Source organism: Cryobacterium sp. PH29-G1 (assembly GCF_030063365.1).
GTDB lineage: Bacteria > Actinomycetota > Actinomycetes > Actinomycetales > Microbacteriaceae > Cryobacterium.
The window spans coordinates 20,434-37,953 of record NZ_JASISY010000007.1; the positions used below are offsets into that span (position 1 = coordinate 20,434).

The 17,520-nt window shown below is 64.7% G+C and carries 15 protein-coding genes and 1 tRNA gene; 4 read left to right on the forward strand and 12 right to left on the reverse strand.

The annotated features are described in order from the left end of the window. Positions 1-194: 194 nt before the first annotated feature. The 3 genes from QMK22_RS10635 to QMK22_RS10645 form a co-directional block, all read right to left on the reverse strand. On the reverse strand, positions 195-1,172 hold the full coding sequence (locus QMK22_RS10635) for a ribose-phosphate diphosphokinase (RefSeq protein WP_283497618.1): 978 nt from the start codon (positions 1,170-1,172) through the stop codon (positions 195-197). After that, positions 1,173-2,633, reverse strand: a complete 1,461-nt coding sequence (gene glmU, locus QMK22_RS10640) for a bifunctional UDP-N-acetylglucosamine diphosphorylase/glucosamine-1-phosphate N-acetyltransferase GlmU (RefSeq protein WP_283497619.1) — start codon at positions 2,631-2,633, stop codon at positions 1,173-1,175. Between the two features lie 49 nt (positions 2,634-2,682). Further along, positions 2,683-2,754 (reverse strand) — tRNA-Gln (locus QMK22_RS10645). A gap of 122 nt (positions 2,755-2,876) precedes the next feature. Between QMK22_RS10645 and QMK22_RS10650 the strand changes: the two genes are divergently transcribed. After that, positions 2,877-3,368, forward strand: a complete 492-nt coding sequence (locus QMK22_RS10650; protein WP_283497620.1) for a MarR family winged helix-turn-helix transcriptional regulator — start codon at positions 2,877-2,879, stop codon at positions 3,366-3,368. A gap of 84 nt (positions 3,369-3,452) precedes the next feature. Here the strand turns inward: QMK22_RS10650 and QMK22_RS10655 are convergent, their stop codons facing one another. The 9 genes from QMK22_RS10655 to rsmI form a co-directional block, all read right to left on the reverse strand. Continuing rightward, a complete protein-coding gene (locus QMK22_RS10655; RefSeq protein ID WP_283497621.1) occupies positions 3,453-4,112 on the reverse strand; it encodes a methionine ABC transporter permease in 660 nt (219 codons plus the stop codon). Position 4,113: 1 nt separating this feature from the next. Beyond that, on the reverse strand, positions 4,114-5,142 hold the full coding sequence (locus tag QMK22_RS10660) for a methionine ABC transporter ATP-binding protein (protein WP_283497622.1): 1,029 nt from the start codon (positions 5,140-5,142) through the stop codon (positions 4,114-4,116). Positions 5,143-5,241: 99 nt separating this feature from the next. Next, positions 5,242-6,132, reverse strand: coding sequence for a MetQ/NlpA family ABC transporter substrate-binding protein (locus QMK22_RS10665; RefSeq protein WP_283497623.1), 891 nt, complete (start codon positions 6,130-6,132; stop codon positions 5,242-5,244). A gap of 252 nt (positions 6,133-6,384) precedes the next feature. Continuing rightward, positions 6,385-8,178 (reverse strand): ABC-F family ATP-binding cassette domain-containing protein, encoded by a 1,794-nt coding sequence (locus tag QMK22_RS10670; protein ID WP_283497624.1) that lies wholly within the window; start codon positions 8,176-8,178, stop codon positions 6,385-6,387. A 130-nt stretch (positions 8,179-8,308) separates the two neighbouring features. Beyond that, the gene (locus QMK22_RS10675; RefSeq protein ID WP_283497728.1) at positions 8,309-9,241 is read right to left on the reverse strand and encodes a 4-(cytidine 5'-diphospho)-2-C-methyl-D-erythritol kinase; all 933 of its coding nucleotides are present in this window, start codon (positions 9,239-9,241) and stop codon (positions 8,309-8,311) included. 50 nt (positions 9,242-9,291) lie between these two features. Beyond that, positions 9,292-10,089 carry a 16S rRNA (adenine(1518)-N(6)/adenine(1519)-N(6))-dimethyltransferase RsmA gene (gene rsmA / locus QMK22_RS10680; RefSeq protein ID WP_283497729.1) on the reverse strand — a complete coding sequence of 266 codons (798 nt, stop codon included), beginning with the start codon at positions 10,087-10,089 and terminating at the stop codon, positions 9,292-9,294. Between the two features lie 170 nt (positions 10,090-10,259). Beyond that, positions 10,260-11,243 carry a TatD family hydrolase gene (locus tag QMK22_RS10685; protein ID WP_283497625.1) on the reverse strand — a complete coding sequence of 328 codons (984 nt, stop codon included), beginning with the start codon at positions 11,241-11,243 and terminating at the stop codon, positions 10,260-10,262. Then, positions 11,236-12,822, reverse strand: coding sequence for a methionine--tRNA ligase (metG, locus tag QMK22_RS10690; RefSeq protein WP_283497626.1), 1,587 nt, complete (start codon positions 12,820-12,822; stop codon positions 11,236-11,238). The genes QMK22_RS10685 and metG overlap by 8 nt, the downstream gene beginning before the upstream one ends. 91 nt (positions 12,823-12,913) lie before the next feature. After that, on the reverse strand, positions 12,914-13,777 hold the full coding sequence (gene rsmI / locus QMK22_RS10695) for a 16S rRNA (cytidine(1402)-2'-O)-methyltransferase (RefSeq protein WP_283497627.1): 864 nt from the start codon (positions 13,775-13,777) through the stop codon (positions 12,914-12,916). Positions 13,778-13,837: 60 nt separating this feature from the next. Between rsmI and QMK22_RS10700 the strand changes: the two genes are divergently transcribed. The 3 genes from QMK22_RS10700 (at position 13,838) to QMK22_RS10710 (ending at position 17,410) form a co-directional block, all read left to right on the forward strand. Beyond that, on the forward strand, positions 13,838-15,394 hold the full coding sequence (locus QMK22_RS10700) for a dolichyl-phosphate-mannose--protein mannosyltransferase (protein ID WP_283497628.1): 1,557 nt from the start codon (positions 13,838-13,840) through the stop codon (positions 15,392-15,394). Positions 15,395-15,549: 155 nt separating this feature from the next. Then, the gene (locus QMK22_RS10705) at positions 15,550-16,650 is read left to right on the forward strand and encodes a fatty acid desaturase family protein (RefSeq protein ID WP_283497629.1); all 1,101 of its coding nucleotides are present in this window, start codon (positions 15,550-15,552) and stop codon (positions 16,648-16,650) included. Positions 16,651-16,780: 130 nt separating this feature from the next. Further along, positions 16,781-17,410 (forward strand): WxL domain-containing protein, encoded by a 630-nt coding sequence (locus QMK22_RS10710; RefSeq protein WP_283497630.1) that lies wholly within the window; start codon positions 16,781-16,783, stop codon positions 17,408-17,410. Positions 17,411-17,520: the final 110 nt, after the last annotated feature.

The window sequence follows — 17,520 nt, forward strand, 5'->3', positions numbered from 1 at the left end:
AAACGGCCCGAAACGGGCTTAACCTCACGTCTCAGCGATTGAAACTCACGTCTCGGCGAGAACGCGAGAACGCGAGAACGTTTGCGTAACGCGCAAGCGCAGCATCCATTCTTGGCGCCGTTAAAGAAGCGGAGGCGGCGGCCATAGCCACCGCCTCCGAAATCAGCCCCGTGCGCGGCTGAGCAACCTACCTGTTACGCGGCGCCGTCAAACATTGAGGTGACCGAACCCTCGTCGAAGACCTCGTGGATGGCGCGGGCCAGAAGCGGCGCGATCGGCAGCACGGTAAGGGTCGGGAAGCGCTTCTCCGGCGGAATCGGCAGGGTGTCGGTGACGACGACGGCGCTGATGGCTGGGTTCTGCAGCATGTCCACGGCCGGGTCGCTGAACACGGCGTGGGTGGCGGCGACGACAACGCCGATGGCGCCGGCCTCACGCAGAGCTTCGGCGGCGAGGGCGATCGTGCGGCCGGTGTCGATCATGTCGTCGACCAGCAGGCAGACGCGGCCGCGAACCTGGCCGACAATCTCGTGCACGGAGACCCGGTTCGGCACGAGCGGGTCGCGACGCTTGTGGATGATGGCCAGCGGCACGCCGAGGCGGTCGCTCCAGATGTCGGCGACACGCACGCGACCCATGTCGGGCGAAACCACGGTGAGGGTAGCGGGGTCAAGCTTTTCGCGGAAGTGCTCGAGCAGCACCGGCATCGCGAACAGGTGGTCGACGGGCCCGTCGAAGAAACCCTGAATCTGGGCGGCGTGCAGGTCGATCGACATGATGCGATCGGCGCCGGCGACCTTGAACAGGTCGGCCACGAGGCGGGCCGAGATCGGCTCGCGGCCGCGACCCTTTTTGTCCTGTCGGGCGTAGGGATAGAACGGGGCCACCACCGTGATGCGCTTGGCCGAGGCCCGCTTGAGCGCGTCAACCATGATGAGCTGTTCCATCAGCCATTCGTTGATCGGCGCGGTGTGGGACTGGATGACGAAAGCATCCGAGCCACGCACGCTCTCGTCGAACCGGGCATACAGCTCGCCGTTGGCGAAGGTGCGTGCGTCGGTGTGGAGCAGCTCTGAACCAAGCTCCGTTGCGATATCGAGCGCGAGCTGCGGGTGTGCTCGCCCCGAAACCAGTACTAGTCGTTTATCGCCGCTGGTCTTGATTTCCGACACCTATTCTCCAGTCTTCGTGCTGTCCACGCGTTCTGTGTTGCTCAGGCTGGCGGCCGCGGCGGTCGCCGCGGCTGTACCCGGACGGTTGGCGTGAACCCAGCCGTCCATATTGCGTTGCGGGGCCACGTTGATGGCCAATGCGCCGGCCGGCACGCTCTTGCGAACGACCGTGCCTGCGCCCGTGTACGCTCCGTCTCCAATTGTAATCGGCGCGACGAACACGTTGTGCGACCCGGTGCGCACGTGCGACCCGATCGCCGAGTGGTGCTTGGCCACGCCGTCGTAGTTGGCGAAGATTGTTCCCGCGCCGATATTCGATCCGACGCCCACGGTGGCATCGCCCACATAGCTCAGGTGCGGCACCTTGCTGCCTGCGCCGATCTGGGCGTTCTTGGTCTCGACGAAGGCGCCGATCTTGCCGTCAGCACCGAGCACGGTATTGGGACGCAAGTAGGAGAACGGGCCAACGGATGCCCCGGATTCGATCACCGCGAGGGTCGCGTCGGTGCGATTCACGCGGGCACCCTGGCCAATCTCGCAGTCGCGCAGGGTGCTATCCGGGCCGATGATGGCGCCGGTGGCCACCACGGTGGCCCCCACGATCTGGGTGCCCGGCAGCACGGTGACATCGGCCGCGAGCACCGCCTTCAGATCGATCCAGGTCGTGGCCGGGTCTTGCACGGTCACGCCGGCGAGCTGCCAGCCGCGCACGATCAGTGCGTTGAGCTTCTGCGCGGTGTCACCGAGCTGGGCGCGGTCGTTGATGCCGGCGACGATCCAGGCGTCTGCGACGGGAACGGCGCTCACCTCCGAACCGGCCCGGCGCAGCAGCTGCACCACATCAGTGAGGTATTTCTCACCCTGAGCGTTGGCGGTGGTGAGCTGGGCGAGCTGCTCGCGCAGGGCACTCAACCCGAACAGGTACACGCCGGCGTTGATCTCGGTGACGGCCAACTCGGCATCCGTTGCATCCTTCTGCTCAACGATGCGGTCAAAAACACCCTCGACCGAGCGGATGATGCGGCCATAGCCGGTCGCGTCGTCCGGGTAGGCGGAGAGAACGGTACCGGCGGCGGCTCCCTTGCGGTGGGAGGCGATAAAGGAGGTGAGGGTGGCCGCGTTCAGGAGCGGCACGTCACCGTTGATGACGAGTACGTCACCGTCGAAATCGGCCGGCAGCGCGGCGACGGCCTGCTCGACGGCCCGGCCGGTGCCCGGAATCTCGTCCTGATCGACGATCGTGCTCTCCGGCAGGTCTTCCGCCACGACGGCGGCGAGCAGGTCACGTTCGTGGCGCACAACCGTGACGACGTGTGCGGCGTCCAGTGCGCGCGCGGTGGCCAGCACATGGCTGACGATCGGAACTCCAGCGAGCGGATGCAGCAGCTTCGGCAGGCTGGATTTCATACGGGTACCCTGACCGGCGGCTAATACGATGATGGCGAGGCGGGCATCTGTCACAGTATTCCTAACGCTGGGATGAGAGAGAGAAGCGCGCAACGAGTGCGTGCTCCGCCACCAGGATTCGAACCTGGACCGAACAGCTCCAAAGGCTGCCGTGCTGCCGTTACACTATGGCGGAACGTTCCGGCCGAGGCCAGTAACTAGTCAAGTGTGCCAGATTCCAGCGGCCCCCGGCACCGCCGACGCCGTCGCAGCGGTCTGCGGGCGAAGAAACCCCCCGGTAAGCGCGATAATGGAGCAATGCCTGGCAATGATGAAGTCGACCGAATCGTCGATTCGTGGCTGCGTGAACGGCCCGATCTAGATTTTGCGCCGCTGCAAGTACTCAGCCGGGTGGCCCGATTGTCCAAGCACCTCGACCGGGCCCGTCGCACGGCGTTCTCCCGCTCGGAACTCGCGTCGTGGGAGTTCGACGTGCTCTCGGCCCTGCGCCGGGCTGGCACGCCCTACGAGCTCAGCCCTAAGGCTCTGTTGCTGCAGACGCTCGTCTCCAGCGGCACCATGACGAACCGCATCGACGGGCTCGTTGACCGCGGGCTGGTCAAACGCCGCTCCGCACCCAACGATGGCCGCGGCATCCTGGTGGGCATGACGCCCGCCGGCCTCACCCGAGTGGATGCCGCCATCACCCGGCTGGTCGACGCCGAAGCTGATCTGCTCGACACCCTCTCAGCGGGCGACCAGGAGCGATTGGCCGGTCTGCTGCGCAAGCTCAGCTTGGACTTCGACTGAGATTTCGCTGAGCTCGAGACGCCGGCGTGTTTCGACAGCCTCAACAACCGGCGTGCCGGCTCCTCGACCAGCGCGGCACGCCAACTACCGGCGCAGGGCCTTGCGGGCGAGGTAGTTGCCGAAGAACTGCACGAATTGCACGAGCACAATGATCAACAGCACCGCAGCCCAGGTCACGATCGGGTTGAACTGACGGTAGCCATATTGCAGGGCGAAGTTACCCAGGCCGCCGCCGCCGACATAGCCGGCGACCGCTGACATATCCACGAGCGCGACAAAGATAAAGGTATAGCCCAGAATCAGCGGTCCGAGCGCTTCGGGCAGCAATACCGTGGCAATGATGCGAATCGGTCCGGCACCGACGCTGCGCGCCGCGTCGATCACGCCGGGTGTCACGGTGAGCAGGTTCTGTTCCACGATACGGGCCATCGCGAAGGACGCCGCGAGGGCGATCGTGAAGACGATGGCGTTGTTGCCGATGCCGCTGCCGGTGACCGCTCGGGCGAGTGGTTGCGCCGCCGCGAGAAAAATAATGAACGGAATAGGACGAACGAAATTGACCAGCAGGTTGAGCACGAAGAACAGCGGCTTGTTCTCGAGAATGCTGCCGGCTCGGGTGAGGTAGAGCCCGAGGCCCACCAGCAGGCCGCCGAGTCCGCCGAAGAACAGGGTGAGCGCCACGATGTACAGGGTCTCGTAGGCGGCCGTCCAGAGTTCGGGCAGCAGATCGATGAGTGCATCCATGTCAGCGCACCTCCGTAACTGTCGTGAGCGTTCGAATGTGCTCGAGTACCCGGTCGATGACCGGGTCGGCGCCAGTCAGGGCGAGTGTGAGGTGCCCGAACGGGCGCCCCTGAATTTCATTGATACCGCCGTAGACGACCTCGAAGGTCACCCCGGCCGCCGACAACTCGCCGAAGACCTCCTTCTGATCGACCGCGCTGTCACGAAAAGCCAGCGTGACGATGCGCCCGGCGTGCCGAAGGCGCAGCACGGCGAGTTCCGCGGGCGAGGGAACCCCCTTGACCACGGTCGAAACGAAACGAGCGGATGCCGCGCATTGCGGGTTCGAGAAGACGTCGAAGACGGGTCCGCGTTCGATGACCCGGCCCTGATCCATCACGGCGACCTTGGTCGCGATGGTCTGGATGACATCCATCTCGTGCGTGATCACGATGATGGTGACACCAAATTCCGCATTGACCCGCTTGAGCAGCGCGAGTACCTCATGGGTGGTTTCGGGGTCAAGGGCGCTCGTCGCCTCATCGGCGAGCAGGATGCTCGGCTGGGTGGCGAGGGCGCGGGCGATGCCCACCCGTTGCTTTTGCCCGCCGGAGAGCTGGTCGGGAAAGGACCCGGCCTTGTCTGCCAGGCCGACGAAATCAAGTAGTTCGGCCACGCGGGCGGCACGCTGCTCCTTGGGGTACCCGGCGACTTCAAGCGGATAGGCCACGTTGCGGGCGACCGAGCGGGAGCCGAGCAGGTTGAACTGCTGAAAGATCATGCCGATACCGAGGCGTACCTGGCGCAGGTCGCGCTCAGGCAGGGGAGCGATGTCTTGCCCGTTCACCCAGATCTCACCGGAAGTGGTGCGTTCCAGCGCGTTGACGAGCCGCACCAGGGTGCTCTTGCCGGCACCCGAGTAGCCGATGATGCCGTAAATGTCACCGGCCTCGACGTCGAGGCTCACGCCGTCGATCGCCGTGACGCTCGCGCCGTCCTTGGTCGTGGGCGGGTACACCTTGCCCACATTTCGCAGACTGACTACAGCCATCCGTTTGCCTCGCTCTTCTTCTCGCCGATTACTGCCGGACACAACAGCGCAGTCCGGGGCGGTGCTTCCCCCGGACTGCGCTGTGCGTGACGCGGATGTTTACTGGGCGGCCTTGATCTCGGTCTGAATCCCGGCCAGGGACTTCTCGAGGTCGGCCACCGGGGTGCTCAGCAGCACAGCGGTGTCGCCGGACACTGCATACACGCCGTCCTGAACGGCCGGCGTATTTTGGAAGATCTGCACGAGCTTCTGGAAGGTCGTGTTCGTTTTGTCTTCGTCGCGTGAGACGAAGATGTTCGCGTAGGGCAGGGCCTTGGGGTCGGTCGCGTCGTCGGTGGCGATGGCCTCGTCAAACCTGAGTCCGGCTTTCTCGGCGAAGTCGTTGTTGATGATCGCGGCTGCAACGTCGGGCAGGGAGCTCGCGGTGATCGAGGCCTCTAGCGCCGTGACCTTGACCTTCGACGCGTCTTCGTCGATATCGGCGAGGCTCGAGTAAATGGTGCCGCCATCGGTCAGCTTGATCAGTCCGTTGGACTGCAGGATGACGAGCGCACGGGCCTGGTTGCTGTCGTCGTTGGGTACGGCGATGGTATCGCCCTTGACGATGTCGTCGATGTTGCTGTACTCAGTGGAATACAGGCCGAGCGGGTAGATCGCCGTGGCACCGATCGGGGCCAGGTCTTCACCGCTGGCCTCGTTGTATTCGGCGAGGTAAACGATGTGCTGAAACTGGGAAAGGTCAATCTCACCGGCGGTGAGGGCGGGGTTCACCTGCTCGTACTTCGCGAAGTCGACGATCTCGATCTCGATGCCCTCATCCGCGGCGGCCTCCGTGAAAACGTCCCAATAGGGGTCGCTGGCACCGACGACGCCGATTTTGATGGCGTCACCGTCGGTGCCGGTGGCGGGCTGGGTGGAGGCTCCGGCGCAGCCGGCCAGCAAGGCGACGAGGGGGACGACCGCGAGGGCGGCGAGCAGGTTCTTCTTCACGGGAGTTCCTTCGGAAAGTGGCAGTTGGGAGTATCGGTTCGGTCTCGGCGGGCGCAACGCAGCGAGATGATTCCGTCAACGGCGTGACGAAATGCACCGACGCTGTACCGGCGCGAAAGAATGACCGGTCAGACTACGAGGCTGGCCCACGAGAGGCTGGGTACCGCGGCTGCGCGGATACCCGTTAACGATACGTGCCGAAGCTGCAACGCGTGGCCGACTTCGACACACTACGTCACAGCTTCTGCGATGCTAGCCCTCGATCAACTCAGTAAGTTCGACCCAACGGGTTTCGAGCGTGGCGATGGTCTCTTCGAGCTCGGTCAGCTTCACCCCGAGCGCACCCAGACCGGCGAAGTCGGACTGGTCGTGCGCGGCCAACTTCTCGTGCTTGAGCGCGATGCGTTCCTGCAGCTTGACCACCTTGCGGTCGATCGAGCCAAGCTCCTTCTGGGCGTTGCGCAGTTCGGCGCCACCCAGGTTCGGGATCTTTTTGGCCGGGCCGGACGCATCCGCTGGTGAACCGGATGCCGGCCCTGAGACAGCCTTACGACGCACCTCGAGGTACTGATCGACGCCGCCCGGCAGGTGTCGAAAGCCGCCGTCCATGACCGCGTACTGGTTGTCGGTGACGCGCTCGATCAGGTACCGGTCGTGCGAGACGACGAGCAGGGTGCCGGGGAAGGAGTCGAGCAGGTCTTCCATAGCCGCCAGCATGTCGGTGTCGAGGTCGTTAGTGGGCTCATCGAGGATGAGCACGTTCGGCTCGCTCAGCACAATGAGCAGCAACTGCAATCGGCGCTTCTGGCCACCGGAGAGTTCTTTGACCCGGGTGGAGAGCTGGGCGCTCAGAAACCCCATGCGCTCGAGCATCTGGCCGGGTGTGATCTCTTTACCGCCGGCCATGTAGCTGGTCTTCTGACGCCCGATGACCTCGCTCACCTTGTCGTTGGCGATGTCTTCAAGTTCGAAAAGCTGCTGGGTGAGCACGGCCACCTTGATGGTCTTGCCGCGCTTGACCGTGCCGGTCGTTGGCTGCAACACGCCGGCCACGAGGTTCAGCAGGGTGGACTTGCCGGCACCGTTGACGCCCATGATGCCGGTGCGCTCCCCCGGCGCGATGCGCCAGGTGATGTCGTTGAGCACGGTCTTGTCGCCGAACTTCACGCCGATGTCGATGAGGTCGACAACGTCCTTGCCGAGGCGCTGCATCGCCATGGACTGCATCGTGACGGTGTCGCGGGGCGGCGGCTCGTTTTCGATCAACTCGTTGGCGGCGTCGATGCGGAATTTGGGCTTGGCGGTACGGGCCGGGGCGCCGCGGCGCAGCCAGGCGAGTTCTTTCTTCATGAGGTTCTGGCGCTTGGCCTCGACCACCGAGCCCATCCGGTCGCGCTCAACGCGTTGCAGGATGTAGGCGGCATAGCCACCCTCGAAGGGTTCGATCAGACGGTCGTGCACCTCCCAGGTGATGTTGCAGACCTCATCGAGGAACCACCGGTCGTGGGTGACCACCACGAGGCCACCGCTCTGGGCCGCCCAGCGGGTCTTGAGGTGCCCGGCGAGCCAGGAAATGCCCTCCACGTCGAGGTGGTTAGTGGGCTCGTCGAGAAAGATGACGTCGTAGTCGCCGATGAGCACGGCGGCGAGGGCCACCCGACGGCGCTGGCCACCGGAGAGGTCGTCGACCAGGGCATCCCACGGGATATCACGCACCAGGCCGCCGATAACGTCGCGCACCTTGGCGTCGCCCGCCCAGACGTGTTCTTCGATGCCGCCAACGATGGTGTGGCCAACGGTTTGACCGGATGCGAGGTCATCAGCCTGATCCAGCATGCCGATGGTGACGCCGCGACGGCGGGTGACGCGGCCCTCGTCGGGCTCCATCCGACCGGCCAGCAGGCGCATGAGGGTGGACTTGCCGTCGCCGTTCTTGCCGACGACGCCGATGCGGTCGCCTTCGTTGAGGCCGGCGGTGACGCTGTCGAAGATGACGCGGGTGGGAAATTCGAGGTGCAGGGACTCAGCCCCGAGAAGATGTGCCATAACCTCCGAGTTTACGGCACGCCCTAGCCCCCCGCCGATCCTCCCCTATCTGCCCGGGCCCGGACACTGGGGGCGCTCGGGCAGGGGAGCTCGGGCAGAGGCGCTCGGGCAGAAGTGCTCGGACGGGGCGCTAGTCGTGGATGAGGCGGGCGCCGTGCACCGGGCCGGTGACGCGCACGACGCGCAGCCGGGAGGCGGAGAGCGCGACCTGCAATTCGAGCGCGCTGTCGGCATCCGCTACCAAAAAGGCCACGGTGGGGCCGGAGCCAGAGAGGATGCCGGCGAGGGCGCCGTTCTCTTCGCCCAGTTGCAGCACCTTGCCGAGGCCGGGTGCGAGGTGCAGTGCGGGGGCCTGCAGGTCGTTGTGCAGCACGTCGGCGAGCATGTGCGGGTCGCCGGCCCGCAGCGCCTGCAGCACGTTCGCGTCAACGGAGGGCTGATGCTGGGCCGGAAAAATGTCTTGCGCATGACGATCGCGGTGCCGGTCCAGCTCCTGGTACACGCCGGGCGTTGACATGCCGAAGTCGGCGAGGGCGAGCACCCATTGAAATTTGCCCTTGGCCAGGGCCGGGCTGAGCTGGTCGCCACGGCCGGTGCCGATGGCGGTGCCACCGGTGAAGGAGAAGGGCACATCGGCGCCGAGCTGGGCGGCAATGGCGAGCAACTCGTCTTTGGAGGCGTTGGTGCCCCAGAGCGCGTCGCAGGCGAGCAGGGTGGCCGCCGCATCTGCCGAGCCGCCGCCCATTCCGCCGGCGATCGGCACGTTCTTTTCAATTTCGAGGTGAACGCCGCCGCGATAGCCGGCCTTGCGGGCAAGGGCCTGGGCGGCCTTGATCGCGAGGTTGCTGCCATCGGTGACGAGGTCGGACGTATCGATGCTGCCGCTGAACTCGACCGAGAAGTCACTCGCCGCGCTGGCCCGCACCTCTTCGAACAGTGAGACAGCCTGATAGGCGGTCGCGAGGTCGTGGTATCCGTCTTCCATGACGGCGCCGACCTTGAGAAAGACGTTGATTTTACCGGGCGCCCGCGCGTGCACAACGGTGGTGGCGGCGCTCGTCATCATGCTTTTAACTTAGCCCAGCCTGTCGGCCGCACCGACCGCCGGTCTCGCTACGCCGGCGTCCAGACCCGCGCTATGGCGAGAAAGTCGTGCACGGTGAGCTGCTCTCCACGCGTTGTCGGGTCGATTCCGGCGGTCGTCATAACAGCGGATGCTGTCGCCGAATCTCCGAGAACGGCCGACAAAGACTGCCGCAGCATCTTGCGGCGCTGCTGAAAAGCGGCGTCGACGAGCGCGAAGGTCTTGAGACGCAGCTCTTCGGATTCCAGCGGCGCGGCACGGCGTTCGAAGGCGATCAGGATCGAATCGACGTTCGGAACCGGCCAGAACACTTGGCGGCTGACCTTGCCCGCGGTGCGAAAATCGCCGTACCAGGCGGCCTTGACGCTCGGGCTGCCATAGATTTTATTGCCGGGCGGGGCAGCGAGGCGCTCCCCCACCTCGGCCTGCACCATGACTACACCGGCGCGAATCGACGCGAAGTGTTCGAGCAGGTAGAGCAACACCGGAACGGAGACGTTGTAGGGCAGGTTGGCGACGAGCCGGGTGGGGTCGCCGGGCAGTTCGGTGATCTTGAGCGCGTCAGCGCGGATGACCGTGAGGCGGGCGCCGGGCTGCATCAGTTCAACGGTCAGCGGAAGCTGCTCAGCGAGACGATCGTCGATCTCGACGGCGACGACGGCCGCGCCGATTTCGAGCATGCCGAGGGTGAGGGAGCCGAGCCCCGGGCCGACTTCGACCACGGTATCGCCGGGCGCGACGCGGGCGACCTTGACGATACGCCGCACGGTGTTGCCGTCGATGACGAAGTTCTGGCCGAGCTTCTTGGTGGGGTTGACGCCGAGCATCTCGGCGAGGTCGCGGATCTCGGCGGGGCCGAGAAGAGTCTTGACGGCAGCAGCAGTCGCGGCGGGCTCGCCCAGCTCAGCGGGCTCGCCCAGCTCAACGGCCTCGCCCAGCTCAACGGTCTCACTCGGCTCAACGGGAGCACCCGGCTCGTCGGCACTGTGTCGGCCGGTCATGCCAGGCCTCCGCGAGGCGTCAGGTCGTGACGCGGCTCATCGTGAGCGGCGGTGACGGGCTCGGCGTCCCAGCGGCCGTAGACCAGCTCGGTGTTGGCGGTGATTTGTGCGGAGAGCAGGGAGATATCCGTTTCGAGGTGAGCGGCCATGCCGCGCAGTGTGTTCGGCAGCAGGTACGGCGCGTTGGGCCGGCCGCGGTAGGGCAGGGGGGTGAGGAACGGGGCATCCGTTTCAACCAACAGCAGGTTGCGCGGGGCAGCAGCGAGGGCCTCCCGCAAGTTGCCGGCATTTTTGAACGTGACATTACCGGCGAAGGACATGTACCACCCGTGTTCGGCGCAGAGCCTGGCCATGTCGGCGTCGCCGGAGAAACAGTGAAAGACGGTGCGTTCGGGGGCACCGACCCGCAGCAGCGTCTCAATCACGGCCTCGTGGGCGTCGCGATCGTGAATCTGCAGTGCGAGGTTGTGCTCCTTGGCGATACGAATGTGGGCCTCGAAGGAGCGAAACTGGGCGGCACGGCCGTCTTCGGAGGTGCGAAAGAAGTCGAGGCCGGTTTCGCCGACCGCGACCACGCGGCTCTGCCCGGCAAGTTCGTTGATCACGGCGAGGGCGTCGTCGAGGGTGCCAGCCGTTTCCAGCGCGGGTGCCTCATTGGGGTGGATAGCCACGGCGGCGAGCATGCGCGGCTCGATCAGCGCCGCGGCGGCCGACCAACGTGACGTTTCCACGTCGCCGCCAACCTGAATCACCCCGCGCACGCCCACGCTCGAGGCGCGGTCGAGTTGTTCCCGATAGTCGAGCGGATGTTCTCCGTCGGCGATTTCCAGATGGGTGTGGTTGTCGTAGACGGGAACCGTGAGCGGCTCGGGCAGCGGTGGGTAGCTCAGGTCGCGGCCTTTCGTGTTGTCGCGGCGGCGAATGGCACTGCCGTATCCGTCGATGCCGCCGTCCAAGCCCACCAGCGAGTCGCTAGCCATCGGTCGGCTCCACGATCGATTCGATGCGCGGGAACAGCGGTTCCAGAGCGCTCACCTGCGCGCCGCCGGTCCACTCCCAAGCGCGGTCGACGCGCTGATCGACGAGAGCACCGTCGCCGCCGAGGGCGGTCCACAGTTTGCCGGTGGCAATGGGAATGACCGGGGAGAGCAGCACGGCGAGGGTGCCCAGTCCGCGCACTGCGGTGTGCAGCACGGTGCCGAGGCGTTCGCGGCTTTCCGGATTCTTGGCCAGCGCCCACGGTTCCTGCAACGTGATGTAGCCGTTGAGCTCGTCGACGAGTTCCCACACCGTGGCGAGGGCGTCGTGGATGGCGAGTTTGTCGATGGCGGCGGCCGCGGCATCCGTCACCCGCCGTTCGGTGGCCGCAATGGCCAGATCCTCGGCCGTGAACGCGCCGGCGGTGCCGGCAGAGAGCGCGGGCACTACGCCGTCGCAGTAGCGCACGACCATGGCGATCACGCGGGAGGCGAGGTTGCCGAAGCCGTTGGCGAGCTCCGACTGGTAGCGCGCCGACAGGTCTTCCCAGCTGAAACTGCCGTCCTGGCCGAAGCTGATGGCACGCATGAAGTAGTACCGGAAGGCGTCCGAGCCGAAGGTGTCGGTGATCTGGCTCGGGGCGATACCGGTGAGCTTGGACTTGCTCATCTTTTCGCCGCCGACCAGCAGCCAGCCGTGCCCGAAGACCTGCTTGGGTACCTCGATGCCGGCGGCCATGAGCATGGCCGGCCAGATGACGGCGTGAAAACGCAGAATGTCTTTGCCGACGATGTGGGTGGCGGGCCAGCGGCTCGCGAATTCCTCATCGTTCTGGCCGTAGCCGGCCGCGGTGATGTAGTTCAGCAGCGCGTCGAACCAGACATAGACGACGTGCGATTCGTCCCACGGCACCTTGATGCCCCAGTCGAAGCTCGACCGGGAGATCGATAGGTCGCTCAGGCCACGCTTGACGAAGGACATGACCTCGTTGCGGGCCGCTTCCGGCTGCACAAAGTTGGGGTTTTCTTCGTACAGGGCCAGCAGGCGGTCGGCGAACGCGCTCATCTTGAAGAAGTAGTTCTTCTCGTGCAGCAGTTCGACCGGCTTGGAGTGGATCGCGCAGACCAGTTGGCCGGCGTAGTCACCGGTACCGTCGACGAGGTCGCTGGTCTGCTTGTATTCCTCGCACCCGACGCAGTAGTAACCCTCGTACTCGCCGGTATAGATGTGGCCCTCGTCGTGCAGGTGCTGCAGAAACTTCTGCGCGTTCACCTCGTGACGTTCGTCGGTGGTGCGAATGAAGTCGTCGTTGGCGATATTGACGGTCTCCAGCAGCGGCTTCCAGGCGGTCTCGACCAGACGGTCGGCCCATTCCTTCGGCGTCACACCGTTGGCGATCGCCGTGCGCAGAATCTTCTGGCCGTGTTCATCGGTGCCGGTAAGCAGCCAGGCGTCATCGCCCGACTGCCGGTGCCAGCGCGCGAGCACGTCGGCGGCCACCTCCGTATAGGCGTGGCCGATGTGCGGCACATCATTCACGTAGAAAATGGGCGTGGTGATGTAAAAAGAGCCAGCGGACATGCGTTCATCTTATGCGGCGAGCGCTCGGCGCCTTGCCGAGTTACGCCCGGCGCGTGCCGATCAGCCCCAGATCAACCGAGATCGACCCGGATCAACCCAGCGGAAAGGCCGACCGGTCGGGTTTCGGCGCCGGCACCCCGGTCTTGGCCTGCAACGCGTGCTCGTAGAGTTCGCGCTTGCCGAGCCCGCTCGCCGCCGAGACGTCGGCCGCAGCGTCCTTCAAGCGGATGCCGCCGGCCACCAGATCGAGAACCTCGGCCACTCCCATGGCCAGGTCCAGTACGCGCACTTCGGCGCCGGCCACGACGACACAGATTTCGCCGCGCACTCCGGCCGCCGCCCACTCGGCCAGTTCAGTCGCCGTACCGCGCTTGACCTCCTCAAAGAATTTGGTCAGTTCCCGGCACACCACGACCCGACGGTCAGCGCCGAGCGTTGCGGCCAGGTCGAGCAGCGAATCGGCCAGACGATTGGGCGATTCAAAGAACACCATGGTGCGGCGTTCGGCGGCGAGGTCACGCAGCAGCTTGACCCGTTCGCCGTGCTTACGCGGCAGAAAACCCTCGAAGGTGAACCGGTCGGTCGGCAGTCCGGAGACGGCGAGGGCGGTGAGTACGGCGGACGGGCCGGGCAGGGCGGTAACCTGCACGCCGGCCGCCACCGCGGCATCCACTAAATGAAAGCCGGGATCGGAAACTGTGGGCATTCCGGCGTCACTGAGCACGAGAATGTCCGTGTCGCGGGCCAGTTCAACGAGCTCAGCCGCCTTACCGCGCTCATTGTGATCGTGCAGTGCGATGAGCTTGGGGCGGTTTTCAATACCGAGGGCTTTGAGCAGGTGCACGGTGACACGGGTGTCTTCGGCGGCCACGATAGTGATGGTCGTCAGGGTCTCGATCAGGCGCCGGGAGGCGTCACCGAGGTTTCCGATCGGGGTGGCAGCAAGGATGATCATGGTTCAATTCTCGCAGTCCGCGCCACCGAGCGGTCGACGGACGCTCGGTACGATGGTCAGGTGCTCGCAACTAGTCGATGGGTTCGTTGGGGCGCGCCCCTCGCTGTGGTCCTACTGGCCGCTGGCTTGCGCTTGTGGAACCTCGGCGCGCCACACGCGCTCGTGTTCGACGAAACCTTCTATGTGAAGGATGCCTGGACGCTGTTCAACAACGGCTACGAGTCCACCTGGCCGGCCGATGCCAATCCCCAGTTCGAAGCCGGCCAGACCGAGATTTTCACGACGGATCCCTCGTTTGTGGTGCATCCGCCGCTCGGCAAGTGGCTCATCGCCCTCGGCATGAATCTGCTCGGGCCCGGCAACCCGTGGGGCTGGCGCCTGGCGACGGTGGTCGTCGGTGTGTTGGCGGTCGTGCTCATCATGCTGATCGCTCGAAAACTGTTTCAGTCACGGGTCCTGACCTTGATCGCCGGTTTTCTGCTCGCCATCGACGGTCACGCCATCGTGATGAGCCGGGTGGCTCTGCTGGACAACTTCGTCATGTTCTTTGCCCTGCTCGGCGTCGGCGCAATACTGATGGACCGGCAGTGGCACGCGACGCGATTGGCCGGGCGGCTGGCTACACTGCCGGATACCGGCTGGGGCCCGGCCCTGTGGTGGCGGCCCTGGTTGCTCGCGGCGGGCCTCGCCTTCGGTCTGACCAGCTCGGTGAAATGGTCGGGACTGTACTTTCTGGCTGCCTTCGGAATCTATCTGGTCGTCGTCGACGCGCTCGCCCGGCGCCGGAACGGCGTGACGTTCTGGATCAGTGCGGCGATCCTTAAACAGGCTCCGGCCACTTTTCTGCTGCTGGTGCCGATCGCGGTGACGACGTTCATGGTGTCCTGGACGGGGTGGTTTGTCACTCGCGGCGGCTACTACCGCGAGTGGGCCGACGGGGTGGGTGCCGCTTGGACCGGGCCGCTCGCCTGGGTTCCCCACAGCCTGCAAAGTTTCTGGCACTACCAGGCAGCGGCGTATACCTACCATGTGGGCCTGGCCACTCCGCACCCCTACCAGGCCAACCCGTTGACCTGGCTGTTCATGATTCGCCCGACCAGCATGTACTACCGCGGGTCGAGCGCGGGCGAATTCGGCTGTCAGTTTCAGACCTGTTCGGAGGCCGTCACTTCGGTGGGCAATCCCCTGATCTGGTGGGCGGCCACGGCCGCCCTGTTCTACCTGGTCTACCGGCTGGCCCGGTATCGGGAATGGCGGGTCGGTTTCATCATGATGGGCATGGTCGCCGGTTACCTGCCGTGGCTGATGTACCTGAACCGCACGGTCTTCCAGTTTTATACCATCGCCTTCGAGCCCTATCTCCTGCTGGGGCTCACGTTCGTCATCGGTATGGTGCTCAAGCAAATTCCCGAGCTGTCCCGGCCGCAACACAGGCTCTCAGCACATTCTCAGGTACCGGAATACGACCCCCGCCCGCATGCCGGAGCCCCCACTGCGGTGGCCGTCGGCCTAGGATTCACGCTCCTGCTCACGGTATTTTTCTTCCCCGTGTGGACCGGAATGCAGACTCCGTTCGCGTTTTGGCAGCTTCATATATGGATGCCAAGTTGGCGATAGATCGGTCAGATACATTCCATTTTTGGCATATAATCACTGGGAAACCCGTGTGAATTACGAGCCAAACGGGCATTCAGAAACGTAGACTGACGGCTATCTGCACCACGAGTAATTGCTCACGTCCCGGCTGAGAAGTCCCGAACCACTAAGGCCTCATGTCGGAAGCACTAGCCGCACCCTCGGTCCGCATCATCAGGACCCGGCCGGGTGGAGATAACAAGAACCCCACAACCGAATATTCGGCGCTCCTGCACACCGTGCGCAATCTCGGCCTTCTCGGCCGTCGCACCGGCTTCTACTGGATGGTCTTTTCCATACTCGTCGTGGCCACCCTGGGCGCTGCTGCCGGTTTCGTTTTGCTCGGTGACACCTGGTACCAGTTGATCATCGCCGCCGCTCTGGGCCTCATCTTCACCCAGTTCGCTTTTCTGGCCCACGAGGCCTCGCACCGCGCCGTCTTTACCTCTGGTAAGGCGAACGACCGCGCCGGCCGCATCCTGGCCAACCTCTTCGTCGGCATCAGCTACGCCTGGTGGATGACGAAGCACAGCCGTCACCACGCCCAGCCGAACGTCATCGGCAAGGACCCCGATATTGAACCCGACTTCATCGTGTTCACCGAGAAGGATGCGAAGGAAGTCAGCCGTCTCGGTGCATTCGTCACGCGCAAGCAGGGTTACCTGTTCTTTCCCCTGCTCATGTTCGAAGGCATCAACCTGCACATCCAGGGCTTCAAGACCGTCTTCGGTAAGGACAAGGTCAAGGAACGTTGGGTGGAGATCACGATGCTCGTCACCCGCATCGTCGCCTACTTCGCCGTTATCTTCTACTTTCTGCCGCTCGGCATGGCGTTCGCCTTCGTCGGCGTGCAGATGGCCGTGTTCGGCGTCTACATGGGTGCGTCCTTCGCTCCCAACCACAAGGGGATGCCCCAGCTTCCGGCCGAGAGCAAGGTCGACTTTCTGCGCCGCCAGGTGCTCACCAGCCGCAACATTCGCGGTGGCACCTTCATCGACACCTACATGGGTGGACTCAACTACCAGATCGAGCACCACCTGTTTCCGAACATGGCCCGCCCGCACCTGCGCAAGGCGCAGGAAATCGCCAAAGAATATTGCAACTCGCACAACATCAAATACACCGAAACCGGCGTCTTTGAGAGCTACAGCATCGTGATCGCCTACCTCAACAAGGTCGGCTTGGCCGCACGCGACCCGTTCGATTGCCCGATGGTGCAGCGCTTTCGCACCCACTGATACCAGGCAGCAGGAGCCAGGCCGTTTCCCTCCGGGGAAGCGGCCTGTTTCTCGTTTTATGGGTATCTGGGTATTGGTACCCAAGGCCGAGCCGGGCTTGTTAGGATAAAAATCCAAATGGGGGATGGTCATGGCCGGTAGCAGTGTTCACCCGCATGTCCGCGCGGTTCGCGCTGCCCTATTCGGGTTGACGAGCCTCGCCCTCGCCGTGGGCCTGGGTGCCGCGCTCTCGCCGATGGCGACCGCCGACACCTCGTCCGATACGATCAGCGCTGCCATACTCGGCGGATCGCTCTCGGCCGTCGTCTCGGCACCCACGCAGATGTCTCCCGTCATTATCGACGGCCTCTCCAGCCAAGCATCCGTCGGACGCCCGGCCGAGTGGACCATCACGAACGCTCGCGGTTCCAGCGCAGCCTGGAGCCTCTCGGTCAGCGCCACGGACTTCGTCAGCGCCCCCGGAACGCTCGACACGATGTCGCGCACGGTCGCCGCGGAAAACCTCACCATCACACCGGGAATCGTGTCGGCCCGCACCAGTGAAGGCGCCGACGCTGCCCCCACAACCGATCCGGTCATCGTTTCCGCCCGACCGCAGTCGCTGGTCTGGACGGACACGCTTGGCAAAGGCACCTTCACCCTGACTCCCGAGTTCAGCCTGAGTGTTCCCGCGAACGCCTACCGGTCAAATTTTTCGGGGGCCATCGATGGGTCCGCCGTGAACCCCTTCGTCTCGACCCTGACGTTCACGATCGCCTAGTTACGATCGCCTCGTTCACGATCGCCTCGTTCACGATCGCCTCGTTCACGATCGCCTAGCTACGATCGTCTCGTTGCGATCGTCCGGGGGCGCTGCGCGAACCTTGAGCC